Here is a 21,528-nt window from a genome sequence, read left to right as displayed (position 1 = left end):
ATAAATTGGTATCAACAAACTTGGCACACTATTGAGTTCTCAAACAACAGACACACCCGGCACCACCACAACCAAAACAGCCATGGATCGCTCCGGAGCAACTTTTCAAACTTACCCGAAACCGGAACCCTTTGCAAATCAGCATTCCTGCGATCCACAAACACTCCGGAAGGTCCCCACCCGCAACACGCACTCAAAAAAGCGCCATAATCACAGGCCGTTTATCAGGGGGTCGGTCGCAAACTCTCCGCAACAGCGGCGGCGACTCGAATTACTCTACACGCCACCAGACCCCCACACAAATCCACCCCCCACACCACCCCCACACCCCCAAAAACCCCGCCACGGCGGGCAAACCAAGCCCCCTGCGGCCGCGCCCAGCACCCACAGCCCGGAAATCCACCCCTGTGTACCGGGTCACACCACGCGGCGGACCTGCCCGGGCCTCACCCGCCGACGAGCAGCCGCTGGACCTGCGGCAGGATCTTCGGGCCGCCGTCGGTCACGTACGGCGACCCACTGAGCGTGCGTTCCGGAACTTCCAGCTGCAGGTTATCGAACATCCAACTGACATTGGCATAGAGGTGGCGGGGAACGTCCACGGGACCGGACTGCCGTCCTCTACCCGGAACCCCGCCCCGGTCAATCCCGCCCCGATCAGCCCCGGCCAGCATGTCCGCGATGATCCGGGCCCGCAGTGCCCACGGCGGCGTCGATCCGTCAAGCAGCCGGCGGACCACAAGATCCGTTATCAACGCAGTGGACTCCTCGGCCGGGGAAACCGCTGGCTCGGCGGGACAGTCCCACGGGGCTGGCCGCCGTCGATCATCTTGCCGCCGGGCGACGCCAGGACGTGCCGGCCTTTGTTTTTCCGGAGCGGCACGACCGTCGCTCCCGACGGCGGCCCGGGGCGACGTGGCCGGGGCGCGCGTTGCGCCGGAACCGACGCCTTGGCTAGGGTTGATGCTAAGCATGCTTAGCATGTGCGCGGCGTGCAAGCGTCCGCGCCAGGAGACAAGCAGCGGAAACACCCCAGCTGGGACCCGCCATCCGGAGGAGCATCATGACTGACCAGTACACCTTCAAAAACCCGGTAACAGCCTACGAGACGCTCACTGCGCCCGAGCAGAGCCAGCCTGCACCCGGCCTGGACGCCCGCATGACGCCTAAGGCCGACCTCGGCGAGGACAGCTACCGCGGCACCGGCCGGCTGGAGGGCCGCAAGGCGCTCATCACCGGCGCGGACTCCGGCATCGGCGCCGCCACGGCCATCGCGTTCGCCCGCGAAGGCGCCGACGTCGTAATGTCCTACCTGCCCGAAGAGGAGGAAGACGCCAGCCGGATCGCTGAGCTGATCGAAAAGGCAGGGCGCACGGCGGTCAAGGTCCCGGGGGACCTCAAGGACTCCGCCACCTGCCGTGATCTGGTGGCTACTGCCGTGCAGGAACTCGGCGGCCTGGACATCCTGGTCAACAACGCCGGCAAGCAAGTGGCGCAGAAGGCGCTCGGCGACATCACCGACGTCGAGTTCGACCACACCTACAAAACGAATGTCTATGCCATGTTCTGGCTGACCAAAGAGGCCCTGCCGCACCTGCCGGCCGGGTCGAGCATCATCAACACCACCTCGATCCAGGCCTACAGCCCCTCGGAGACCCTGGTGGACTATGCCTCCACCAAGGCTGCGATCAACAACTTCACCAAGGGCCTGGCCCAGCAGCTCGCACCCCAGGGCATCCGGGTCAACGCCGTGGCGCCGGGGCCGATCTGGACACCGTTGCAGCCCAGCGGCGGGCAGCTCACCGAGGATCTGCCGGAGTTCGGCAAGGAAACCCCGCTGGGCCGCGCCGGCCAGCCGGCCGAGCTGGCCCCGGCGTATGTGTTCCTCGCCTCGGCTGAGTCCAGCTATGTGATCGGTGAAACCCTGAACGTCAACGGCGGACTGCCGACGCCGTAGCCGCAGCCTGGAGCGGCTACACCCGGACGGGCCCTTCCCTGCAGCGCTAAGCTGCGGCGGGAGGGCCCGTTTTTGACGGCGGCAGTCCGCTCCCCCGGTGGCCCCCAACTGACTCGCAGCAGGTGTCGTTTTGGGGGCTCAAAACGACACCTGCTGCGAGTCAGTTGGGATGCGGCACACCCGGGTTAAACAAAAGCAGGGCCCGTCAATGACGGACCCTGCTAGAAACCTTACGGTTCCGGACTCGTGAAGAGTTAGCTAAAAGCTAAGTCTTAGAGAGCCTGGATGTTTACGGCCTGGGGACCCTTGGGGCCCTGCTCGGTTTCGAAGGAGACCTTCTGGTTCTCTTCGAGGGAGCGGAAGCCGGAAGAGGCGATCGCGGAGTAGTGTGCGAAGACGTCCTGTGAGGAGTCATCGGGGGAAATGAAGCCGAAGCCCTTTTCAGCGTTAAACCATTTGACGGTACCAGTAGCCATTATTTTTTGTCCTTCGTGAAGGTGGAGGAAAAGTCCCGACTTTCGGGTCCTCCTGTGTGGGGTGCTCAAAACCGCTGCTTCAGAAGAACAAGGTCTTACAACCTTGCGTACTGCCTGAACTACGAACTGCATAAACACAACAACAAGAACAACCTTACAGGAGATTTCCGCGACGGATTACCACCACGGCCAACAGCACGTCCCGGGAAGGTGGCCCCGACCTTGCCCGGAGGCCTCGACCGCGTTCCGGAACGGGCATATCCTGCAGGGACGTCCCGCCTGAAACGCGGAGCCCGAGGCGACCGGGAGTTCACATGCAGATGCCCAAACCGTCCGAGAATGACAAGGAGCGCTTCCGCTCCGTGCTGCCGCCGCACCCCGACGTCGTGGTGCGGCCCATGTTCGGGAACCTGGGCGCATTCGTCAACGGCAACATGTTCGCGGGGTTGTTCGGCCCGGTCCTGGGCGTAAAGCTGTCAGCGCCCGACCGCGCCGAACTCGAGGCGAACCAGCGCACAGTGCCCTACGGACCCCCGGAACGGCCGATGCGTGACTACAGCGGCTTGCCCGAAGCTTGGCAGGACGACGGCGACAGCACCGGAGTGTGGGTGGCGAAGGCATATTCCCACGTCTCCGGGTTGCCGCCGAAACCGCCAAAGCCCCCGCGGGCCCGGAACTAGGCGGCGGAACTGCCGTGCCGGTCCAGGCCGTGCCGGTCCAGGCCGCAGATATCGCGACCGCGACTGCCGGGGAGCCGAATCGCAATGTAAATACCCTGGTGGTCGGCGGCGGGCAGGCGGGGCTGGCCATCAGCTACTGCCTGGGCCGGGCCGGCGTCGGGCATCAACTGCTGGAGCAGCGCGCGGAACTAGGCGGCGCCTGGCAGGACCGGTGGGACGGATTTTTCCTGAATACGCCGAATTTTTCGGTGGACCTGCCGGGAATGCCGTACGGGGGCCCTCATCCGGAGGCGTTCCTGCCCCGGGACGAGGTGATCGGGTACCTCCGGCGTTACGCGCAGGCCGCCGGCGTTCCGGTCCGCACCGGCACCGCCGTTACCCGCATCGCACCCGATCGCGGCGGCTTCCACGTGGAGACCAGCGCCGGGCCGTGGGGGGCTGAGAACGTTGTGCTGGCCACCGGCGCCTACCAGGTCCCCCGAATCCCGGCACTGGCCAAGGACATCCCCGGGCACGTCCGGCAGCTTCACACCCATCAGTACCGGAATCCGCAGCAGCTGCCCGCCGGCGCGGTGCTTATCGTTGGGACCGGGCAGTCCGGCGGACAAATCGCCGAGGAGCTGCTGGCCGCCGGCCGGCTGGTCCATCTGGCCGTGTCCACCTGCCCGGAGGCGCCGCGCCGGTACCGCGGCCAGGACGTGATCCGCTGGCTGATGGAGCTGGCCCGGCACGGCCCCGACGTCGGCCTGAACGGTCTCCAGGTGGAGCAACTGCCCTCCCCGAAGGCCAGGTTTGCGTGCAATCCGCTGGTCTCGGGAGTCGACGGCGGCCACGACCTGCACCTGCGCGAACTGGGCCGGCGCGGGGTCCGACTGCACGGGCATCTGGAAGGAGTCGACGACGGCGACCTCGTCGTCAGCGATGACCTTGCCGAGCGCCTGGCGCAGGTGGAGGCAGCATTCGGCCAGCGGTTCCAGCCGATGATCGACGCCTACATCACGGCGGCCCGAATCCAGGCGCCCGCCGCCGAACCCCGGGCCGCCGATGACTGGCTCCCTCCCGCCCACAGCCGGCTCAACCTCGCCGCCGAGGGCATCACGAGTGTGCTGTGGGCCACCGGGTACCGGCTGGACCTCAGTATTCTGGATCTCCCTGTCCTGGATGAGTGGGGCTATCCGCGGCATCACCGCGGTGTCACTGAGTACCCCGGGCTGTATGCGGTGGGGCTGCCCTGGCTCACCGGGCATGGTTCGGCGCTGCTCTCCGGCGTGGGCCGGGACGCCGCCTTCATCGCGGAGCACATCGCGGCGCGCTGAGGCTCGCGGGCAGACTGGCACCCTCCACGCCCGCCGGGGCATACCGCGCTCCGGCGACGGGCGCGGCGGGCTGCTAGGCGCCGTGTTGGGGCCGGATTTCCTGGATCACCCAGCGGTTTCCGTCCGGGTCGCTGAAATAGGCGAACGCGAATCCGCCCAGGTCCTGGACATCACTGACGGGGGCTCCGCGGCGGAGCAGTTCGGTGCGGGTCGCCGCCATGTCCGGCACCGTGAGCTGGAGGCCCTCAAGGCTGCCCGGGACCATACCGGTCATGCCGGTGCCGATCACAATGGAGCAGGACGAACCCGGCGGGGTCAATTGCACCACCCGCATTCCCGGGATGTGCTCAACATCGTGGTCCAGGCCGAAGCCAAGCTGGTCAACATAGAAGGCCTTGGCCCGGTCCACGTCGGACACGGGCACCTGCACCACTTCAAGACGGAGTTCCATAAGCGCCACCCTACGTGAGCAGAGCCTGCCGGGCCCGAAGCGATACCGCGTGCCGATGGCAACCGTGCTTCGCGCCCACGCCAAGGCATCCAGGCAAAGCGTCCACGCTCCGCGCCCGGCACGGCGCCGCCGATTGCCGAGCCATACCCCGCCGGGGTATCATCGTGGGGCGTGACCGGCGCTGCTGACCGGCGCTGCTTCGGTGTTGTTGCAGTAGTACATAACCGCGATTCGGACCGGAAGGAGGAATCCCCATGTTCACCGCATTGCTAGGCCGAACTTCGGGCTTCCTTCGGCGCGCAGGCATGATGGCGGGCCTGCTGGCCCTCCTGGCCGGGATCTTCGGGATGCACCTTATGGCTGGCCCCCACTCCATGGCCGCATCCGACTCCACCCACACCGCGGAACTCCGTTCAGCCCCAACACCGGCGGGGAGCCATACCGGCCACGACGCCGGCGCGACACCGAGCGCGGAACAGCCGCCGTCGCACATGGCCGCATCCCGCACCGCGGCTGGTCACGACTCAGGCTGCCAGGAGGCCTCCTGCTTCGGACCGGGCGGGTGCGCCGAAATGTCGGGCATGGACCCGGCTTGTATTCCGCTGCCGGGCCAGGCCTCGCTCGCGGCCCCGCTGCCGGGCACCACCGTCTTCGGCGACGCCGGCCCACCGTACCAGGGGTCCGCCTGCCGCCACGTGTATCTGCCCGGGGCTCCTTCGCCCGGGGACCTCTGCATCAGCCGGACGTAAAGGCACTGCCCCGCGACTGCTTCACCGGCGCGGACCCCTTTGCCGTAGGCCCCTTGATCGGGCCTGTACTGCTGGCCGGCGACTGTTCCGCCCAGCGTTGTTCCCACAACGATCTTGAAGGACCCCAATTCCCATGAAAAAATCACTGACACTTTCCGCTGCCCTGGTTGCAACCACAGTGGCCCTGGCAGGTTGCGCTTCCGGAACTTCCGGTTCCGGAACTGCCGGAAGCACCATGCCGGAGATGAGCCACAGCGCGTCCGATATGCCGGGCAGCGCGGCCCCGATGGACACCGCGGCTCATAACGCGGAAGACACCATGTTTGTCCAAGGCATGATCCCGCATCACAGCCAGGCCGTGGAGATGAGTGACATCATCCTCGGCAAGCAGGACATCGACCCTCGGGTCACTGCCTTGGCCACCAAAATCAAGGCGGCGCAGGCCCCGGAGATCAGCACGATGACCGGCTGGTTGTCGGCGTGGAACGAACCCTCGGAGATGGCCGCAGGACACAGCATGACTGGCATGATGAGTGGAGAAGAGCTGGACAAGCTCAAGGCCGCGCAGGGATCTGAGGCAGCCCGGCTGTTCCTGACGCAGATGATCGCCCACCATGAGGGAGCCGTGGCAATGGCCAAAACTCAGATGGCGGAGGGCCAAAACCCTGACGCGCTGGCCCTGGGCAAGAACATCGCCTCGTCCCAGGAGGCAGAGATCCAGGAGATGCAGTCCCTGCTGGGCGGCATCTAAGCAGGATCCGGCGGCGTCGAGCCCTGCCAAGGACCGGCGTCGCCGTCCGCCCACTCTTGAGTTCCTGCTGACTGGAGTTTTTTGATGACCACCCCCTCCCTCGCCCGTATCCGGACGTCCGCCGCCACCGTCGCGGCAGCAACCGTGATCCTTGCCCTGACCGCCTGCACGTCCACCCCGCCCGACGCGCCGCGGTCCGCCGCCAGCGGTGCCGCATCCGGGCTTCCGGACGCGCACGTTCATGGCCTGAGCGTCGACGGCGACACCGGCCAAGTGTTGCTGGCCACACATGATGGCCTGTTCGACGTCTCCAGCATTCCTGCCGCGAAGATTGGGCCCTCGCATGACCTGATGGGTTACACCAAGGCCTCAGACCCGGGCGTGTTTTACGCCTCCGGGCACCCGCAAGCCGGCTCGGACCTGCCCAGCCCGCTCGGCCTGATCAAGACCACGGACGGCGGCAGGACGTGGCAGCAACTCTCGCGACAGAATGAGTCAGACTTCCATGCCCTGGCCGCCACGAAGTCCGGCATTGTCGCCTATGACGGGACGCTTCGGACCAGCACCGATGGCATTGCGTGGCGGACCGTCGGCGCAGACTTTAGTCCGTTTGCCCTCGCCGGCAATCCCAATAGCGACACTGTTTTGGCCACCACAGAAGAAGGTATCCAGCGTTCCACCGACGGCGGGAGCACCTGGACGGCGGGCACCACGGCCCCGGTGATCCAGTTCGCCGCGTTCGCCAACACCGGTGAGGCAGTCGGCGTCGCCCCTGGCGGGACTGTGTACTACTCCCCCGACGAAGGTGTTTCCTGGCAGCAGCGGGGAACACCCACCGGCCAGGTCCACGCCGTTGCCGCAGCCGCTGCAGCGGACGGGACCCTCCAGGTCTGGGCCGCCACCTCTGCCGGCCTGGTTCGCTCCGCAGACGGCGGAACCACCTTTCGGCCAGCCCATGCGGGCTGATCCCGCGGGCGTGGACGCCGGCTAGTTGACGGTGAGTTCGCCCATCCGGCCCCAGCCGTTGGATTCGATCTTCTCGCTGATGATTTCCGGGGTCTCCATCAGGGCCTGCGGCATGTCCGCCATGGCCTTGGTGAAGTGCGCACTGTTGACGTGCTCCCCCGCGGCGTCGTCCTTAAACGCCTCGACGAGAATGAACTCGTTCGGGTCTTCCACGCTGCGGGACCAGTCGAACCAGAGGTTGCCGGGTTCCTGGCGGGTGGCATCGGTAAAGTCGCGGGTCAGGTCCAGCCAGCGGTCGGTCCAGTCGGGCTTGACCTTGAATTTGACGACGATGAAGATCATTCGCTTTTTGCCTTCCGGCTCGGGGGCACGATTACAGTGCGGTACCCCAATAGTCTGTCTGGCTGCGGCCGCCAAGCCAAGACGGCTTATCACGTGGTGGTAATCCCCGGCGCAAAGTGCCCGGGAACCGCCCTAGGTTGGGGTGGCTCCCGTCACACGATCGAAGGAGATGCTGGTGTCCGCGTCAAACCAGCTCCCCGCGTGCTCGACGCCGTCGCGTTCGCGGCCGAGCGGATCCTGCCCCAGCTGCCGCACTACCAGAAACTGGAATCCCTGGCCCTGCATCCCACGTGTTCCTCGACCAGGCTGGGCCTGGGCCCGGCACTGACCGCCGTGGCCGGGGCCGTAGCCGGACGGGTGTGGAGGTCCCGGAGACTTGGGGCTGCTGCGCTTTCGCCGGTGACCGCGGCATGCTGCACCCGGAGCTGACAGCGTCGGCCACCCGGAAGCAGACAGCCAAGGTGGCTGCGACGGGCGCCACGGCACACGCATCCTGCAACCGGACGTGTGAGCTCGGCATAACACGGGCCACCGGCAGCGAGTACCAGCATGTGCTGGACCTGCTCGAGGAACGGACCCGCTAGCCAACTTCCCCGTGCGCCTACCCTCAGGGGTGCGCCGGCGACGGTTCGCTTCCTGTCATACCCGCGTTACGAATGCGGGCCGCAGGTTCTGCGATGGTTGCACCTCCCACAGTGGTCCCACTTCCATGCCGGCCTGCACCTGACGGGTAGGTCCACCGTCAACCCGACCGGATGGGCGTCCGGGGCATCGCAGGCCCCGAGCGGGGCGTGGCCACGATGGTCGCGGTGCGCGGGGACGTACTTGTTCGGCTGAGCGCTGTTTTATTGCGCGGAGCCCATGCCGGGCCGGACGGGCACAAACTCAATCTTGTTCCCGGTGTTCGTTTTGGTCCGGGGCGCCCGCGAGAAGCCCTTGGCGTCCAGGTTGTTCTTGGCCCGATAGTCAGCCAAAGCAGCGTCATAGGCCTGGTTCAACTGCGCCCCGGAGAACGCCTCAGCGGTGCCGTCCGCAAACGTGATGGTGATGGCGACGCCGTCCGGGAAGTGCCGCGGCATCCGAATGAAGCCGTCTACGTCCTGTTGGAGATTGATCAAGGGGGTTCCGCCTTTACTGGTTGAGGCTTCCAGTCTCCGGCATTCCGGGACGAACCGATGACCGCAGGCGTCCCGAGCCGGCCACGCGCCGGTGATGCAGCTGCCGCCCGCTGAATCTCCCCACGTTTGGCAGCTCACATCGGTATGGTGGGGAAATCCAGCTGACCCTGCTGGCGGTGCACGCCTCAATGGGGCCCCAATGGTCCAAGTGAAAACCGAAGTGGTCCGTGTAAAAGGCCTTGGCCCGGTCCACATCGGAAAGGGGCACCTGCACCACTTCAAGACGGAGTTCCGTAGCCGGATGCCTATGGGAACGGCAGGGTTCCGTGGACCCTTCATCGGCGGTTCGCCTCAGCCGAGGCTTGCCTCGGCTGAGATTCGGGCGAGGTCCGGCAGGGAAGTTGCCAAGGCCGCTGGCAGGACTTGCCGGCTGCAGGCGGGGCGGACACAATGACGACGTGAACGAATTCAATGACCTGCCCCGCGCTGAGTTCGCCTTCCCTGGGCCGTTACGCGAACTGCTCGTATCCGCCGTCGTCGATGGCAGTAAAACCACGACGGCGGCCCTGGCGGCGGAGTACCGGGTGGATGACGAACCGTTGCCGGAGGTTGGTGCCCGGCACGTGGTCATCGATTCGGCTGAGAAAGCCGTTGCGGTAATCGAAATAACAGATGTCCAAGTCGTCCCGCTGGCCGCCGTTTCATGGGAGCATGCCCGCGACGAAGGCGAAGGATATTCGTCCCTGGCCGAGTGGCGGGCCGAACATCAAAGCTTCTGGGACTGCGCGGAGATGCGCAGCTACCTCGGCGATGCTTCGTTCGTTGTGGACGACGGCACGGAGATAGTGCTCGAACGTTTCCGCGTCGTAAAACTGCTCTAAGGCGTTCCTTGGCTCTCGGCGCCGAGCGGAGCACTGAAGGAGTTCAGGAACGGTCGGGAGTTGCCGCCCCAAGGTTCCTCAAACCGGGCTATGACTTCGGGGCGGAGTTTGAGTTCGGCCTTAGTCTCATCCTGGACGGAATCGAAGCCGTGGACGCCCAATAGTCACCCGCAGAAGGGCGGATGGATGGCGCGCGCGGAGGCCAGCGGAGCCCGCCGGAAAACCCGCATCCCCCGGGGCCTGCGCGGCTAGAATTACCGCATGACACCGCAGGAGCTGGCCAACCTGGCGCAGCTGCGCCGGGCGCGGGACCTGATCGACCGCCACTACGCCCGGCCGCTGGATGTGCCCTCGATGGCCGCCCGTGCCCTGATGTCCCCGGCACATTTCTCCCGCCGGTTCAAGGCCGCCTACGGCGAGACGCCGTACAACTACCTGATGACCCGGCGGATCGAACGGGCCATGGCGTTGTTGCGGGCCGGCGCCAGCGTGACGGATGCCTGCATGGAGGTGGGCTGTACCTCATTGGGATCGTTCAGCTCGCGGTTCACCGAGATCGTCGGCATGCCCCCCAGCGAGTATCGTTCCCGGCAGCACGACGCGGTGCAGGCCATGCCATTGTGCATCGCCCGGCTGCGCACGCGGCCCGCCCGGAAGCAGAGAGTGCAAACCGAGCAGGATTGAAGAAGCGCCGCCGCAGCCGCTCCCCTAGCGTGGGAGGCATGAACATTTCCTTGCAATACGCACAGATCACCGTCAACGACCTCGATGGGTCCCTCGCCTTCTACCGGGACGTCCTCGGCCTGGACGTCAGGAACGACGTCGGCTCGGACGGGCAGCGCTGGGTCACTCTCGGCAGCGCCGCCCAGCCCGATCTGGAGCTCGTGCTGTCCGTCCCGCATGCCGGCCGCTCCCAGGACGACGGCGACGCCCTCCAGCAACTGCTCGTTAAGGGCGCCCTCCCCATCCTGGTGTTCCGCACGGACGATCTGGACGCTACGTTCGAGTCGGTCCGGGCCTCCGGTGCCGAAGTGCTTCAGGAACCTATCGTCCAGCCGTGGGGCCCGCGCGACTGTGCATTCCGGGACCCGTCCGGGAACATGGTGCGTTTCAACCAGGCTGCCTAACCCCGCCCTACCGGCGGCGGCCCGGCGCCGCCTCTGCCATGGCCCCAACGCGGGTGCCCGCCGGCGTGGGCACCCGGCTCGCGGCGTCCCGGCCGTCGTCGTTCTGACGGATCCGGCGTCCGACGGCGCGTCCCACGGCCATCGAAAGCCGGTGGGCGGGCTGTTCCACGTACCGGTAGAAGAGCTCGGCCGCCGCAAACGAGGCGGCCACGGAGATCGCGAGCGCCAGGGGAAGCGAGACGGAGCGGAACAAGGTGACACCGGCCAGGATGATCGGCAGGTGCACCAGGTAAAGGCTGAAGGACACCCGTCCCAGCCACTGGGCCGCGGCCGAGTCGCCGAGCCGTTTCGCCGCGCCGCAGGAGACGAAGAGCAGGACGATCAGCGCCGCGCCGACGGTCACCAGGGCCTCGACGCCGGGGATCGGTTCCTCGCGGCTGACCCATTCCGCGTTGGCCAGGAAGAGGCCGACGGCGGCCACCAGGAACCAGGCGGCGCGCGGCCAGGACCGGGTCAGGTTCCGGATCCGCTCCCGTTCCACGCCGAGGACGGCCCCGACGGCGAAGATCGGGAGGTAGATCAGCGCGTCCATGTGGTGCACGCCGCCTACCGCGGCCAGCAGCAAGGCCAGGCCGATTTTCACGAACCACACGCGCCGCCAGCGCAGGGCGAGGAAGACGTAGGCCGGCAGCAGCAGGGAGAACGCGACCTCCCATTTGAGCGACCACAGCGGGGTGTTGATGGTGCTTGCGTTCAGCATCAGCAGACCGTCCTTGAGGACCTGCACCACCGTGGGGTTGACCACGTACATGTCCGCCCAGGCACTCTGCAGGGGTGACGCAGTGCGGGGAATCATCGCAATCAACGCCACGGCTGCGGCCAGCGACGCCCAGGCCGGCAGGTAGAGGCGGAAGAACCGCTTGGCGTAGTACTGCGCCCAGCTTGGGACCGCGCCGGGCCTGGTGAACGGCAGCACCAGGACAAAGCCGGAGAGGACAAAAAAGACGTGCACCGCCGGTGTTCCGTTCCAGAGGATATGCAGCGGAGAGAAGACCGCCCACGTCTCGGCGGTGTTGAGATCCACGGCCCGGTTGCTGAAGACGCCCCCGATTCCCGGCAGTGTGGACACCACGTGGCAGGCGACTACTAGCAGGGCGGCGATCCCCCGGAGGCCGTCCAGTTGGGTGACTCGTGTTTGACCAGACTTCGAAAGCATTCACTCTACGTTACCAGTTCGTTATATTGGCGGGGTCGCGCTCCCGTCGCGCAGCGGCCACGGGCTCCATCCGCCGGCCACCTCCCGCAGCCGGACCTCGGCGTCGCGCAGGCGATCTTCGGCGGCCGGGCCGGGTTCGCCCCGTCCACTTTCGGAACCGGACCCGTCCCACGCAGTCAGGGCGTATTCGCTCCACCGCTGGCGGCCCACCGGGTAGCGTTCGCTGTATCCGCCGGCCGCGACCGTGAGCACCAGCCGCTCCAGACGGTCCGCTGTTGTTTCCACTGTTTCGTCGCAGGCATCACAGCCGCACACCGGAAACGGGAAGTCATGCAGCACCCCGGCATGCACCATCACACCCGGGTACCCGGTGAACACGAAGGTCAGGGACGCGGCGTCGGGATCCCGCGGGATGATTTTGACGGCCTGCAGGACGCTCGGCCCCTGCATCAGCAGCTCCCCGGCATGGGCCGGATCGTCCTGGGCGTCGACGTCGTACACGGCGGTGAGATGCTCGATCAACGCACGGGCGACGGTGTGAAGCCCGGCGAAACGCTCCGGGTGGCTGTCCACGCTGTACGTATCCTGGTCGGGTCCGTCAGCACCCCAGTGCCGGCCGTACGGAATCGGCGTCCCGTCACTGGAGTAGTAGGTGGTCACCGGCAGGTCCGGCCGGACGTAGCAGGGCTGCCCCGCTGCAAGGGATACCGGTACGGGCGGGCGTGCCGGCGGCTCGTCCGGATCGTCCCGGGCCCAGTCCAGCAGGGCGGCGATGAGCCCGCGGACCGCATCGTCGTCGGCGCCGCGCAGCCCCTCGAGCAGGCGGGAAACCTCGTACTGCCGGTCCCGGTTTCCGACCGTAGGAGCGGCCCCTTCGTAGGCGTTCCACTGCGCGTCCGGCCGGAGCGCGGCGATGGTGTTCCCGGCGAAGATGGCCGCCGCCGCCTGGAGCGTGCTGTCGATGGCAATCCCGGAGCCGAACGTGCGCAGGAACCCGATGAGCCGCTCCGGGTCGGACGCCAGCTCCTCGGGCCGCATTCCCTGCGCGGTGCTGAACTCCATAAACGGGGCGTACCCGCCCAGGTGCCGGACAACGGCCGGGCCCGGTCCTGGCCGGTACAGTGCGGTGCGCCGCGGCATCGGCTCCGGCATGTCGGCGGGCTGCCCTTCGAAGATGTCCTCGCTGATCCCCATAGCGCCGATCCTAGCCGGAAGGACCGCGGGGGCCGAGACTTCGCCTTTGTGCGGGAGCAGTCCCAAGCCCGCTTAGCGGAGGGCAACGGGTCAACAGGTTTTGTCACACAGTTAACTAGTCATTCACATGGTCCACAAGACTTGTCCAACCACCCTCCGTACGGTCGGAGGCATGGACAACATTTCACGCAGATCCGTTCTTTCCGCCGGCCTCGGGGCCGGGCTCGTCGCCGCCTGGCCGGGTGCCGCCGTCGCCGTTTCCACCGCGGACGACGCCGGCCTCCGCACCGATCCGTTCCAGCTGGGCATCGCCTCCGGCGAGCCGTGGCCGGACGGCTTCGTGATCTGGACCCGGCTGGCGCTGGACCCCATCGCTGGGGACGGTCTGGGCGGCATGCCGTCGCGCAACGTCGCGGTGGCCTGGGAAGTGGCGGAGGACGCGGGCATGCGCAAAGTGGTAGCCCGCGGCGTCGAGCACGCCCGGATCGAGACCGCGCACTCGGTGCACGTGGAGCTGAAGGGCCTGCGCCCGGGGCGCGAATACTTCTACCGGTTCCGCACCGGCCGGCACGTCAGCGCGGTGGGCCGCACGCTCACCAGCCCGGCGCCGCACGAGACGCCGGCGGCGCTGGCCATGGCGTTCGCTAGCTGCGCCCAGTACGAGCACGGCTACTTCACCGCCTACGCGCGGCTGGCGCAGGACCACCCGGACCTGGTCCTGCACCTGGGCGATTACCTGTACGAGTACAAGAAGGACAGCTATGTGATCGGCGGCGGCAACCCGCGCGACCATGCGGGCCCGGAGACCGTCAACCTGGCCGGCTACCGGCAGCGGCACGCCCAGTACAAGGCCGACGCCGATCTGCAGGCCGCGCACGCGGTGGCGCCGTGGCTGGTGGTGTGGGATGACCATGAGGTGGATAACAACTGGGCGGACGAGGTCCCGGAGAACCAAGATGCCGGTCAGCTGAACGACACCACCGAACATTTCCGCCAGCGCCGCGCCGCAGCGTTCCAGGCGTACTACGAGAACATGCCGCTGCGGGCCTCCTCCGTGCCGGCGGGTGCCGACATGAAGATCTACCGGAAGCTGCAGTGGGGCCAGCTGGCGAACTTCCACATGATGGACACCCGGCAGTACCGGGACGACCAGCTCGCCGGCGACGGCTGGCAGAAGAACATCGCCGGGCGCCTGGCCGAGGACCGCACCATCACCGGCGCGGAGCAGGAGAAGTGGCTGCTGGACGGGTTCAAGAACTCCACCCAGCGCTGGGACGTCCTGGGCCAGCAGGTGTTCTTCGCCGAGCGGGACCGGGACAAGGCGCCGGAGATCGACGACGTCTCCATGGACGGGTGGGACGGCTACGCCGCGTCGCGCCGCCGGATCACCCAGGGCTGGGTGGACGCCAAGGTGCGCAACGCCGTGGTCCTCACCGGCGACGTGCACCGCAACTGGGCCAACGACGTCAAGGTGGACTACAAGGACCCGGCGTCACCCGTGGTGGGTTCGGAGCTGGTGTGCACGTCGATCTCGTCCACCGGTAATGGCTCAGGCTCCACGACGGACGCGACCATGGCCTGGAACCCGCACCTGAAGTTCTACAACGACAACCGCGGCTACGTGAACACCCGAATCACCAAGGACGCCATGACCGCGGACTTCCGGACGCTGGACTACGTCACGACGCCGGGAGCCCCGGTCAGCACGAAGGCTTCGTTCGCGATTCGGGACGGGGTGCCGGGGCTGCAGTAGCGGCAGTCCCCCGGCCCGACGCCAATCACGACTAGATGCATGTGGGCTGGTAGGCGGGATCAGCGGGCCCGGACACCCTGCCCAGTGCGTGGGCCACAAGCTGGTGCACCACGGGGTTGTTGGGCGTCTGGTCATGTTCGAAGGCGTCGGCCGGGCATTTGTCCTGGATGGTGATGTTGGTGACCTGCCGCGCCGGCCCGCTGAGGAACTGGCTGTTGTAGGGAATGACCACTTCGTCGTGCACCGTGGAGATGACGGTATAGGAGGGTCCCGCCACGGTGTCGCCGATGGAGTTGAGCTTCTGCATGAAGGGCGACCCCGCCTGCTGGTCGGCGCAGGCGGCACAGCCCGCGCCGGTGTAGTTGGGATCAGGGACGGCGCCCGGCTGCGGGACGATCACGCCTTCGGTGCCGTGGTTGGAGGGTGCGATCCCGATGAGCTGATGGACATTCTTTGCGCCGCGGAGAAAGCCCATGTAGTAGCGGGGTAGCCCGACCGTTATGAAGGTAGAACAAATAGCAGTCGTCAATCAGTGGCTCGCTGCATGCGAGCTTGGATGGATCTAATGCGACAGCATAGAAGAAGCTCATGATTGGGAACTGAACTTGCGCGACCAAAGGCTTCCCCCGTCAACCGAGTGTCACCAACCTAATGGCTCAGTACAGCTAGACGAATCAATGGGCCCTCCCTTCCGTGGAGAAATCCGCTCCAGGGCGCTATTCTTCAGTTGCTTTTACTTGCCTCGGCGGCCGCGCGGGAGATCGAGCGAGGTTCTCAGTTCGTCGCCGGCTGGCTGCCGCGGCTCCCTGCAAGTTCTCTGATGCCCGGCAATCGGAGACTCACCGGAACTTGGAGTTCGGACGGCCTCCAGGAGTCTATAGGTGGATGGATGACCGCGCTGTCTGTCCATCGAAAAGTGGCGCTGTCGGGAGGGACGAGAGTTAACAATTCTCTCCCACCGAGCTCCCTAATGCCCAAGACATGCGAAGCAGATATCGACTCATCGGTGAAGACCGACGAATCGAAGGTCACTTGAACCAGACGCCATTCACGCCCGTACTGACGGCACTTGTTAAATTCATTGCGACTTAGGTGGAACGTGCCCTCACTCGCGCTTGTCGTGCTCTTAACCTCAAGTCTCTGCTTGGACGGCGTATGAATCTCAATGTCGTAGCCGTAGGCGTTCGAGACATCAGCAACATGCAGCGCAAAATAACCAGCCTCCGCAGCCGCGGCTAAAACGACTAGCTCTCCTGCCCTGCCCAATGCCTCGCGCAAGGGTTCCAGATAGTGCCTAGCCAGCCCTGAAGCCGCCTCGACGAGCAGCTGGTCCAGATATGGTTCCAGCCACTCCAAGTCACGGAGGTCATCCGACGGAATATATTCACGAAACACCGTCCCGCCCCGCACGGCCAGCGATATCCATGGTGGTGGATCCAATCTGAGCAACAAAGAAGAAATGGCGATCAATGTGGGGCGGTCCGCTCGTTCTGACAGGGCAGACAACACCTGATCGAGCCGAACTGTGTCTGAGATCTTGACCAGGCCCAACCGGAGGATTCCCTGTGCACACCCGTCGAGATCTACTGCCCCCGCCATAAATGAGCTCCGGCCCCGAGCGGCAGCAGTCCATGCGTCAACATCGGGGTGACTCCGATGCCTTGCTGCGTTAGCCAGAAGGAAGATGCCTGAAGCCGCGCCGTGCGTGGGAAGCACTACGCACCGCCACGACTCAGATGAGCAGCCACCGCAGAAAGGTCGTCTTCGAATGCGGGGCGTTCGTCGTGGACCTCGTCTGATTCTGGCAACGCGACACGAACAAGGCCGGGATCGTTCATGAGCTTCGAAAGCGCCCGCACCTTGTCTCGAAGACGTTCATCCACAGTCTGATCGATAGTGTTCTCGCTCAAAAGCAGCGTGAAACGCGTCTCGACGTCTTTCGACAGCCCCAGGCGATGAATGCGGTCCTGGCTCTGCAGAAAGTGGCCAGCGTTGAATGTCCGGTCGAGGTAGATGGCGTGATGACACCAGTGATGCAGGCTGATACCTTCACCGCAGGCAGCGGGGTTGGCCAGCAGTACGCTGCAGTCCGGGTCGTTCCGGAACCTGTCAAGCTCAGCCTCACGAGTCACCACATCAGGCGGTGCCCCGTCCTCCGTGGGAACGCCCCCGTGGACAACGGCCGGGTTGAAGTCGCCCAACTCACGGGCCAGCGCCCGGATGTTACGAACGAAGGTGGACCACACCAACACCTTCTCACCGGCCGCCGCTGCCTTCTGTACCGTGTCCCTCACATAGGCGTACTTCCACGGCTTCTCAAACTCGCGATACTCCGCGAGAAGGTGGCCAAGGGCTTCGTCGCCCTGAACTGGAAGGGGCGGATGGGTGAATCCGTCCTCATCAGCGGAATCGGATCCGGCAACGAGCAGAGCTGGATTCGCCGCCGCTTCCAGCAGATACATGGTGATACGCCCGATCCGGTTGAACTCGCGTCTAGACTCCTTCGCTAGCGCAAAAGTGCCGCGGTACCGGCCAACGAGGGCGTCATAGATCGCGCTCTGGATTCTCCCCATCGGCTCCTGCACAACATTGAAGACTGGGTCAGGGAGTCCCAGACTCGACTTGGGCGTCCGCACGAAGTACTTCGCGATGGCAGCGCTCGTCTCCACCAGAACGTCCTCGTCACGTCCCCTCTGCTCGACATAGGCGTCAGCAGGAAGAATCTGTCGATCCTGTCCTGGGTAGAGAAAGCGCATGGGCGCTACTAGGTCAAAGGCTCCTTGCGGTGCAGGGGTACCGGTGAGCACATCCCGTCGCTTGGCGACATAGGCCAGGTCCAGTACCGCCCGGCCATGGACCCCGAGGGAACCACGCTTGATGCGATGAGCTTCGTCGAGAATGACGTGAGTTGGAGCCTTGGAAACAAAGTCGCGGATGCGGTCGTAGTCGGCCGCCACGCGATTGTAGTTGGTCAGAAGGATGTCCGTGTTTACGGGAACTACAGAGCCTGGTCCGCCGTGGACCGCTATGTGTGGGGCTACTTCGATGCACTCCCGAGAGTCATCCTTCCATGCTTGAAACGCTGCGATGGGGGCGATGACGAGCAGGCGACTCACCTCTCCCCTTGCTCGGTGAAGGGTGTGTCCGGCAAGCGCAACCGTCGTCTTGCCGGCTCCGGGAACTGAGAAGTCGGCACCGTGCGGAAGGCGAAGTATTGAAGCTAAGTTGTCCAATTGGAACGCCCGCAGCTCACGCTTAAAGCCGCTTTCTCGCAACTCCTGGGCGAGTGCCGAGGCTGACTCTGCCGAGACCGGCTCCTCAATGGCCCTCTCCCGGGCCCTGCGGTCAGCGGCCAGGGACTGTAACTGTGCTGTGAGCCGAGGCTGAATCACAAGTTGTTCGCCGAAGAAGATCCTGACCTCCCGCACGCCAGATAGCTCGGCCAGGAATACTTCGGCGCGAACTTCGATGGAGTCCTTCGAACCACCGACCACGCCCCGCGAAAGGAGTGTTTGAAGGTGCGCCCAGGCGCCTCCACCCGGTGATGAGTCCCGCGCGATGACGATGGTCGGACGTTCCGTGTCAAGGAGCTCGATGGAGATCAAATGCTGCCCTCGTATTCCTCAACAAGGGCTCGCACTTGCTTGATCCGCAATCCCATCGCGTTCTCGTCGAACTCTACGAAGGAGCGGGCCTTGGGCAATGCGCTCAATGCCCGCTGGAGCTCCGCAATCGCTTTCTCGGTCCGGGAGACAGGGGCCGTGATCGCCGTTTGGTCTCTCTGATCCTCTTCGGCCTCATCGGCTGCCGCGGTGATCGCACTCCGAACCGTCTCCAGGATCGCTTGAGCGGCGACCGAACCCGCACCTTCAAGGGTCACCGTGTCTTCAGGGCGCTTCTGAGCGAGAAAGGAAAGCAAGCCGTTCAGCGGCCCAGGGGTGGGAGCCTCACCCAAGACATCGTCGAAGATGTCCGCCCCCGTGGTCGGAAGGCTGTCGCCGACGGTCCTGATGAGCTGAATGAGTGACGGGTCGGACTCCAGTTCCCGGCTAACAAGCTGGGCGGCGTCGGCACGTCGCAGATTGCGCAACTTCCGGTAATTTACGTTTGCGAGCGTTCCGAGGAAGTAGACCGATCGGACGGACTCTGCTTCCGCCGGTGCCTTGTTCTTGACATGCTTCGCCAGCTCGTCGAACGCGGACTCGTTCACGTTGAAGTCGATGTGCAGCCTCGCCCCCTTGGAGAGGCCCACGAGCTGATGGACGTGCTGCAGCTTCTCGTAGAGGGATCGAACGTCAGCAATCTCTCTATGCATCCGGGTCGCGACGCGGCCGAAGTCCTTATTTTCTCTTTCGTACAGCTCTTCGATGAGGAGAGCCTCGTTGATCCAGGCATATTCCTGCTTAAAATCCCGCGCAACCTGCAACTCGGTCTCAAGGTCAACCAGCTCGGCTGGTGTCGCGTCGGCCGGCAAGACCAAGCACTTCACGTAGCGAGCGCCGGGAACATCATCATCCGTGAACAGGCTCCTGAGCGCGGCGGTGCGTCGGTTGCCGTTGATGAGCACGCCGTCGGCCGTGGTGATGGCAGGATCTTGCTGCCCGCGATCTCGGAGATCTTGCTTTAGCTCCGGGAATCCTTCTTGGCCCCGAAGGATCGCGTACTGGGCGTCCTGAGCTGTCGGCCCAAGGGGATCTGCGGTGAAAAGGTCGGACCTCCCGGTCTTGGCGATCTCACGCAGCTGTTCGGCTCTCGTCCGGTGGTTCATCGTGGAGAAGCGAACCCAGTCGGCCTCGAGTTCCACAAGGTCGAGTTCCTTCGACTGACGGGGCCATGCGGGAACGTGGACGCGACCGAGTAGTGCCCTCGCCTCGATGAAGTTGGCTCGTTCCTGATCAAGGAATGGATTGGTCATTCTTTAGTTCCTAAACGTCGTGGAGCGCCCGGCTCCAAATCTTGAAGTGATGGTTGTCCGGAGATTACCGTTTCCTCGACGCTGAAAGCCGACATAGCCAACGTACGAGTCCACCTCTGGCGGTGCGATGCCGAACGCCTGCAGGAGCACCGACGGGAACGCCGTGCGGCGCGTTCCGCTCCAATTCCAGTCGTCGTCCAAGTCATCTCCCCGCTGAGGCATCACGTATATGCACGGCGGCGGCGTCGGAACGCCCGCAAGGTCGACGGACTTGGCCTGCTTTGGGCAGGGCCGACCTGATCCCCCGCACAACTCGTTGTGAAAGATGACGCCGTCGAGCACATCACGCACCTCGGAGAAGAAACGCTGACGCAGACGATTCACCCCCTTTGAAATGTGCTCGCCAGGGTGCGCCTTCGTGCTGGAGCACAGCCACCAGAGATACGTTTCATCGGCCCAGTCAGGCACTGTCCAGCGAACGCTGCTGTGTGCCCCATCCGGGCAGCCCTTCTGAATCACCGCAACTAAGCCGACCCCTGGAACCGCAAGCCGGTAAACGGTGTCTGATCCGTAAGAAGGTGTCGTGACGCTAGTCACCAGCCCCTCCCCCACCAAACGCTCGAAGAGCCGGCCAAGAAACTGGCGACGATCTGCGTTGCTTGCGCTCATGCTGCCGCGCAACGACTCGACCGCGGACGGAAGAGCCATCTCGTACTCAGCCGGCGAGATCCCATGTTTGGCTAGAAAGCTCGCGTCTTCCGCCAGACCTTGGATCGCTAAACTCACGCGCTCGACAACGGCTGGTGGCGGTGCCCCGACGTGACGGCATGGCGCAGCTGTCTCGGCACTCACACTTGTCGCCTCTCAGCGGTGACGCGGGCACCCTGAACCAGAATCATGTCCCTCCCCCAATTGATCACGTTGCTTGCTCATTATCTTGTGAATACGGACAAATGTGTGCAAGGACGCACACTGTGGTCCAAATCGATGGCGCATCGTTCCAGCCCACGCACTTTGTTGGCTTGGCGCGCTGCCCCATGTCGGGTACTAGAACCTAGCCGTTGTGCAGCCAACGCATGCTCGAACGGACACATCCTTCCAGAGAAGTGGAGGCAGCCCCAAGTGGCCGCTGCCATGTTCGATTGTCGGGAAATCGGTCAGAGGCCTCTGAGCGCGTCCATAATCTGATGAGCCACCATCAGCGGATCATCGTGAGACCAGAACCGGAGGACGGTCCATCCTGCGGAGACAAGGTGTTCTGTCGTTTCTAGGTCCCGCTCACGATTTCGGGCGACCTTCGCACTCCAGTACGAAACGTTTGATCTGGGCGCGCGGTAATGGACCGGGCAACCATGCCAGAAACACCCATCGATGAAGACGGCGATGCGGGCACGAGTGAAGGCTATATCGGCGGTTCTTCGGAGTCCCGGAAGTAGCCGAAAGTTCACTCTGTATCGCAGGCCTGCGGCGTGAAGGATGCGTCGAACTGCCAGTTCCGGCTTCGTATCGCGGGAACGGTTACCCTGCATCGCCTTCCTGGTGGCAGGCGTTGTGGCCCAAGAATCTTCCACTCTGCCAACCTATGCCGCCTTAGCCTTCCGAACCAGCCCGCTTCAAGGTAAGCAAAGACACGGCT

Annotated in this window: 23 protein-coding genes and 2 pseudogenes; 11 read left to right on the top strand and 14 right to left on the bottom strand. The window is 64.9% G+C overall.

The window, feature by feature from the left end; all coding sequences use genetic code 11:
• Positions 1-446: 446 nt before the first annotated feature.
• Positions 447-755 carry a hypothetical protein gene (locus QK287_RS11920; RefSeq protein ID WP_282360192.1) on the bottom strand — a complete coding sequence of 103 codons (309 nt, stop codon included), beginning with the start codon at positions 753-755 and terminating at the stop codon, positions 447-449.
• Between the two features lie 308 nt (positions 756-1,063).
• On the opposite strand from QK287_RS11920, the gene QK287_RS11915 reads away from it, so the two are divergent.
• The gene (locus QK287_RS11915; protein WP_282360191.1) at positions 1,064-1,957 is read left to right on the top strand and encodes a glucose 1-dehydrogenase; all 894 of its coding nucleotides are present in this window, start codon (positions 1,064-1,066) and stop codon (positions 1,955-1,957) included.
• A 272-nt stretch (positions 1,958-2,229) separates the two neighbouring features.
• Here QK287_RS11915 and QK287_RS11910 read toward each other — a convergent pair whose 3' ends face one another.
• On the bottom strand, positions 2,230-2,433 hold the full coding sequence (locus QK287_RS11910; protein WP_024365339.1) for a cold-shock protein: 204 nt from the start codon (positions 2,431-2,433) through the stop codon (positions 2,230-2,232).
• A 314-nt stretch (positions 2,434-2,747) separates the two neighbouring features.
• On the opposite strand from QK287_RS11910, the gene QK287_RS11905 reads away from it, so the two are divergent.
• Together QK287_RS11905 and QK287_RS11900 are read left to right on the top strand one after the other, a co-directional pair.
• Positions 2,748-3,113 carry a TfoX/Sxy family protein gene (locus tag QK287_RS11905; protein WP_226774991.1) on the top strand — a complete coding sequence of 122 codons (366 nt, stop codon included), beginning with the start codon at positions 2,748-2,750 and terminating at the stop codon, positions 3,111-3,113.
• A 50-nt stretch (positions 3,114-3,163) separates the two neighbouring features.
• Positions 3,164-4,429: an NAD(P)/FAD-dependent oxidoreductase gene (locus QK287_RS11900; protein WP_282360200.1), complete on the top strand. Its 1,266-nt coding sequence runs from the start codon at positions 3,164-3,166 to the stop codon at positions 4,427-4,429.
• Positions 4,430-4,502: 73 nt separating this feature from the next.
• Here QK287_RS11900 and QK287_RS11895 read toward each other — a convergent pair whose 3' ends face one another.
• Positions 4,503-4,880 carry a VOC family protein gene (locus tag QK287_RS11895; protein ID WP_282360190.1) on the bottom strand — a complete coding sequence of 126 codons (378 nt, stop codon included), beginning with the start codon at positions 4,878-4,880 and terminating at the stop codon, positions 4,503-4,505.
• Positions 4,881-5,134: 254 nt separating this feature from the next.
• Here QK287_RS11895 and QK287_RS11890 point away from each other — a divergent pair, with 254 nt between their 5' ends.
• From QK287_RS11890 to QK287_RS11880, 3 genes are all read left to right on the top strand, one after another.
• Positions 5,135-5,629 carry a hypothetical protein gene (locus QK287_RS11890; RefSeq protein WP_282360189.1) on the top strand — a complete coding sequence of 165 codons (495 nt, stop codon included), beginning with the start codon at positions 5,135-5,137 and terminating at the stop codon, positions 5,627-5,629.
• 133 nt (positions 5,630-5,762) lie between these two features.
• Positions 5,763-6,380: a DUF305 domain-containing protein gene (locus QK287_RS11885; RefSeq protein WP_282360188.1), complete on the top strand. Its 618-nt coding sequence runs from the start codon at positions 5,763-5,765 to the stop codon at positions 6,378-6,380.
• Positions 6,381-6,464: 84 nt separating this feature from the next.
• Positions 6,465-7,346: a F510_1955 family glycosylhydrolase gene (locus QK287_RS11880; protein ID WP_282360187.1), complete on the top strand. Its 882-nt coding sequence runs from the start codon at positions 6,465-6,467 to the stop codon at positions 7,344-7,346.
• 21 nt (positions 7,347-7,367) lie between these two features.
• Here the strand turns inward: QK287_RS11880 and QK287_RS11875 are convergent, their stop codons facing one another.
• Positions 7,368-7,688 (bottom strand): putative quinol monooxygenase, encoded by a 321-nt coding sequence (locus tag QK287_RS11875; protein ID WP_226774996.1) that lies wholly within the window; start codon positions 7,686-7,688, stop codon positions 7,368-7,370.
• 198 nt (positions 7,689-7,886) lie between these two features.
• On the opposite strand from QK287_RS11875, the pseudogene QK287_RS11870 reads away from it, so the two are divergent.
• Positions 7,887-8,272: pseudogene (locus QK287_RS11870) on the top strand (heterodisulfide reductase-related iron-sulfur binding cluster); the annotation flags it as partial.
• 261 nt (positions 8,273-8,533) lie between these two features.
• On the opposite strand, the gene QK287_RS11865 reads toward QK287_RS11870, so the two are convergent.
• Complete coding sequence (locus QK287_RS11865; RefSeq protein ID WP_282360186.1) at positions 8,534-8,806, bottom strand: hypothetical protein; 273 nt, start codon at positions 8,804-8,806, stop codon at positions 8,534-8,536.
• A 199-nt stretch (positions 8,807-9,005) separates the two neighbouring features.
• Positions 9,006-9,083: pseudogene (locus QK287_RS11860) on the bottom strand (VOC family protein); the annotation flags it as partial.
• Between the two features lie 181 nt (positions 9,084-9,264).
• Between QK287_RS11860 and QK287_RS11855 the strand changes: the two are divergent.
• The 3 genes from QK287_RS11855 to QK287_RS11845 all read left to right on the top strand — a co-directional run bounded on the left by QK287_RS11855 (position 9,265) and on the right by QK287_RS11845 (position 10,814).
• Positions 9,265-9,687, top strand: coding sequence for an ASCH domain-containing protein (locus QK287_RS11855; RefSeq protein WP_282360185.1), 423 nt, complete (start codon positions 9,265-9,267; stop codon positions 9,685-9,687).
• A gap of 261 nt (positions 9,688-9,948) precedes the next feature.
• The gene (locus QK287_RS11850) at positions 9,949-10,371 is read left to right on the top strand and encodes a helix-turn-helix transcriptional regulator (protein ID WP_282360184.1); all 423 of its coding nucleotides are present in this window, start codon (positions 9,949-9,951) and stop codon (positions 10,369-10,371) included.
• Positions 10,372-10,409: 38 nt separating this feature from the next.
• Entirely contained in the window at positions 10,410-10,814 is a 405-nt protein-coding gene (locus QK287_RS11845; RefSeq protein ID WP_282360183.1) for a VOC family protein, read from the top strand.
• Between the two features lie 7 nt (positions 10,815-10,821).
• Here QK287_RS11845 and QK287_RS11840 read toward each other — a convergent pair whose 3' ends face one another.
• Together QK287_RS11840 and QK287_RS11835 are read right to left on the bottom strand one after the other, a co-directional pair.
• Positions 10,822-12,030 (bottom strand): acyltransferase, encoded by a 1,209-nt coding sequence (locus tag QK287_RS11840; RefSeq protein WP_282360182.1) that lies wholly within the window; start codon positions 12,028-12,030, stop codon positions 10,822-10,824.
• Positions 12,031-12,051: 21 nt separating this feature from the next.
• Entirely contained in the window at positions 12,052-13,224 is a 1,173-nt protein-coding gene (locus tag QK287_RS11835) for a DUF6226 family protein (protein WP_282360181.1), read from the bottom strand.
• A 172-nt stretch (positions 13,225-13,396) separates the two neighbouring features.
• Between QK287_RS11835 and QK287_RS11830 the strand changes: the two genes are divergently transcribed.
• Positions 13,397-14,977 (top strand): alkaline phosphatase D family protein, encoded by a 1,581-nt coding sequence (locus tag QK287_RS11830; protein ID WP_282360180.1) that lies wholly within the window; start codon positions 13,397-13,399, stop codon positions 14,975-14,977.
• A gap of 31 nt (positions 14,978-15,008) precedes the next feature.
• Here the strand turns inward: QK287_RS11830 and QK287_RS11825 are convergent, their stop codons facing one another.
• The 6 genes from QK287_RS11825 to QK287_RS11800 form a co-directional block, all read right to left on the bottom strand.
• A complete protein-coding gene (locus QK287_RS11825; protein ID WP_282360179.1) occupies positions 15,009-15,452 on the bottom strand; it encodes a hypothetical protein in 444 nt (147 codons plus the stop codon).
• 299 nt (positions 15,453-15,751) lie between these two features.
• Complete coding sequence (locus QK287_RS11820; protein WP_282360178.1) at positions 15,752-16,576, bottom strand: DUF3883 domain-containing protein; 825 nt, start codon at positions 16,574-16,576, stop codon at positions 15,752-15,754.
• Between the two features lie 116 nt (positions 16,577-16,692).
• Positions 16,693-18,582, bottom strand: coding sequence for a DEAD/DEAH box helicase (locus QK287_RS11815; RefSeq protein WP_282360177.1), 1,890 nt, complete (start codon positions 18,580-18,582; stop codon positions 16,693-16,695).
• On the bottom strand, positions 18,579-19,892 hold the full coding sequence (locus QK287_RS11810; protein ID WP_282360176.1) for a hypothetical protein: 1,314 nt from the start codon (positions 19,890-19,892) through the stop codon (positions 18,579-18,581). The genes QK287_RS11815 and QK287_RS11810 overlap by 4 nt, the downstream gene beginning before the upstream one ends.
• A 3-nt stretch (positions 19,893-19,895) precedes the next feature.
• The gene (locus QK287_RS11805; protein ID WP_282360175.1) at positions 19,896-20,678 is read right to left on the bottom strand and encodes a hypothetical protein; all 783 of its coding nucleotides are present in this window, start codon (positions 20,676-20,678) and stop codon (positions 19,896-19,898) included.
• Between the two features lie 371 nt (positions 20,679-21,049).
• Positions 21,050-21,463 carry a very short patch repair endonuclease gene (locus QK287_RS11800; protein WP_282360174.1) on the bottom strand — a complete coding sequence of 138 codons (414 nt, stop codon included), beginning with the start codon at positions 21,461-21,463 and terminating at the stop codon, positions 21,050-21,052.
• Positions 21,464-21,528: the final 65 nt, after the last annotated feature.

It is taken from the genome of Arthrobacter sp. AL05 (genome assembly GCF_029960715.1).
In the GTDB taxonomy this organism is placed as follows: domain Bacteria; phylum Actinomycetota; class Actinomycetes; order Actinomycetales; family Micrococcaceae; genus Arthrobacter.
The sequence above is the reverse complement of the archived record's forward strand: the minus strand, read 5'-3'. Positions and strand labels throughout refer to the sequence as shown.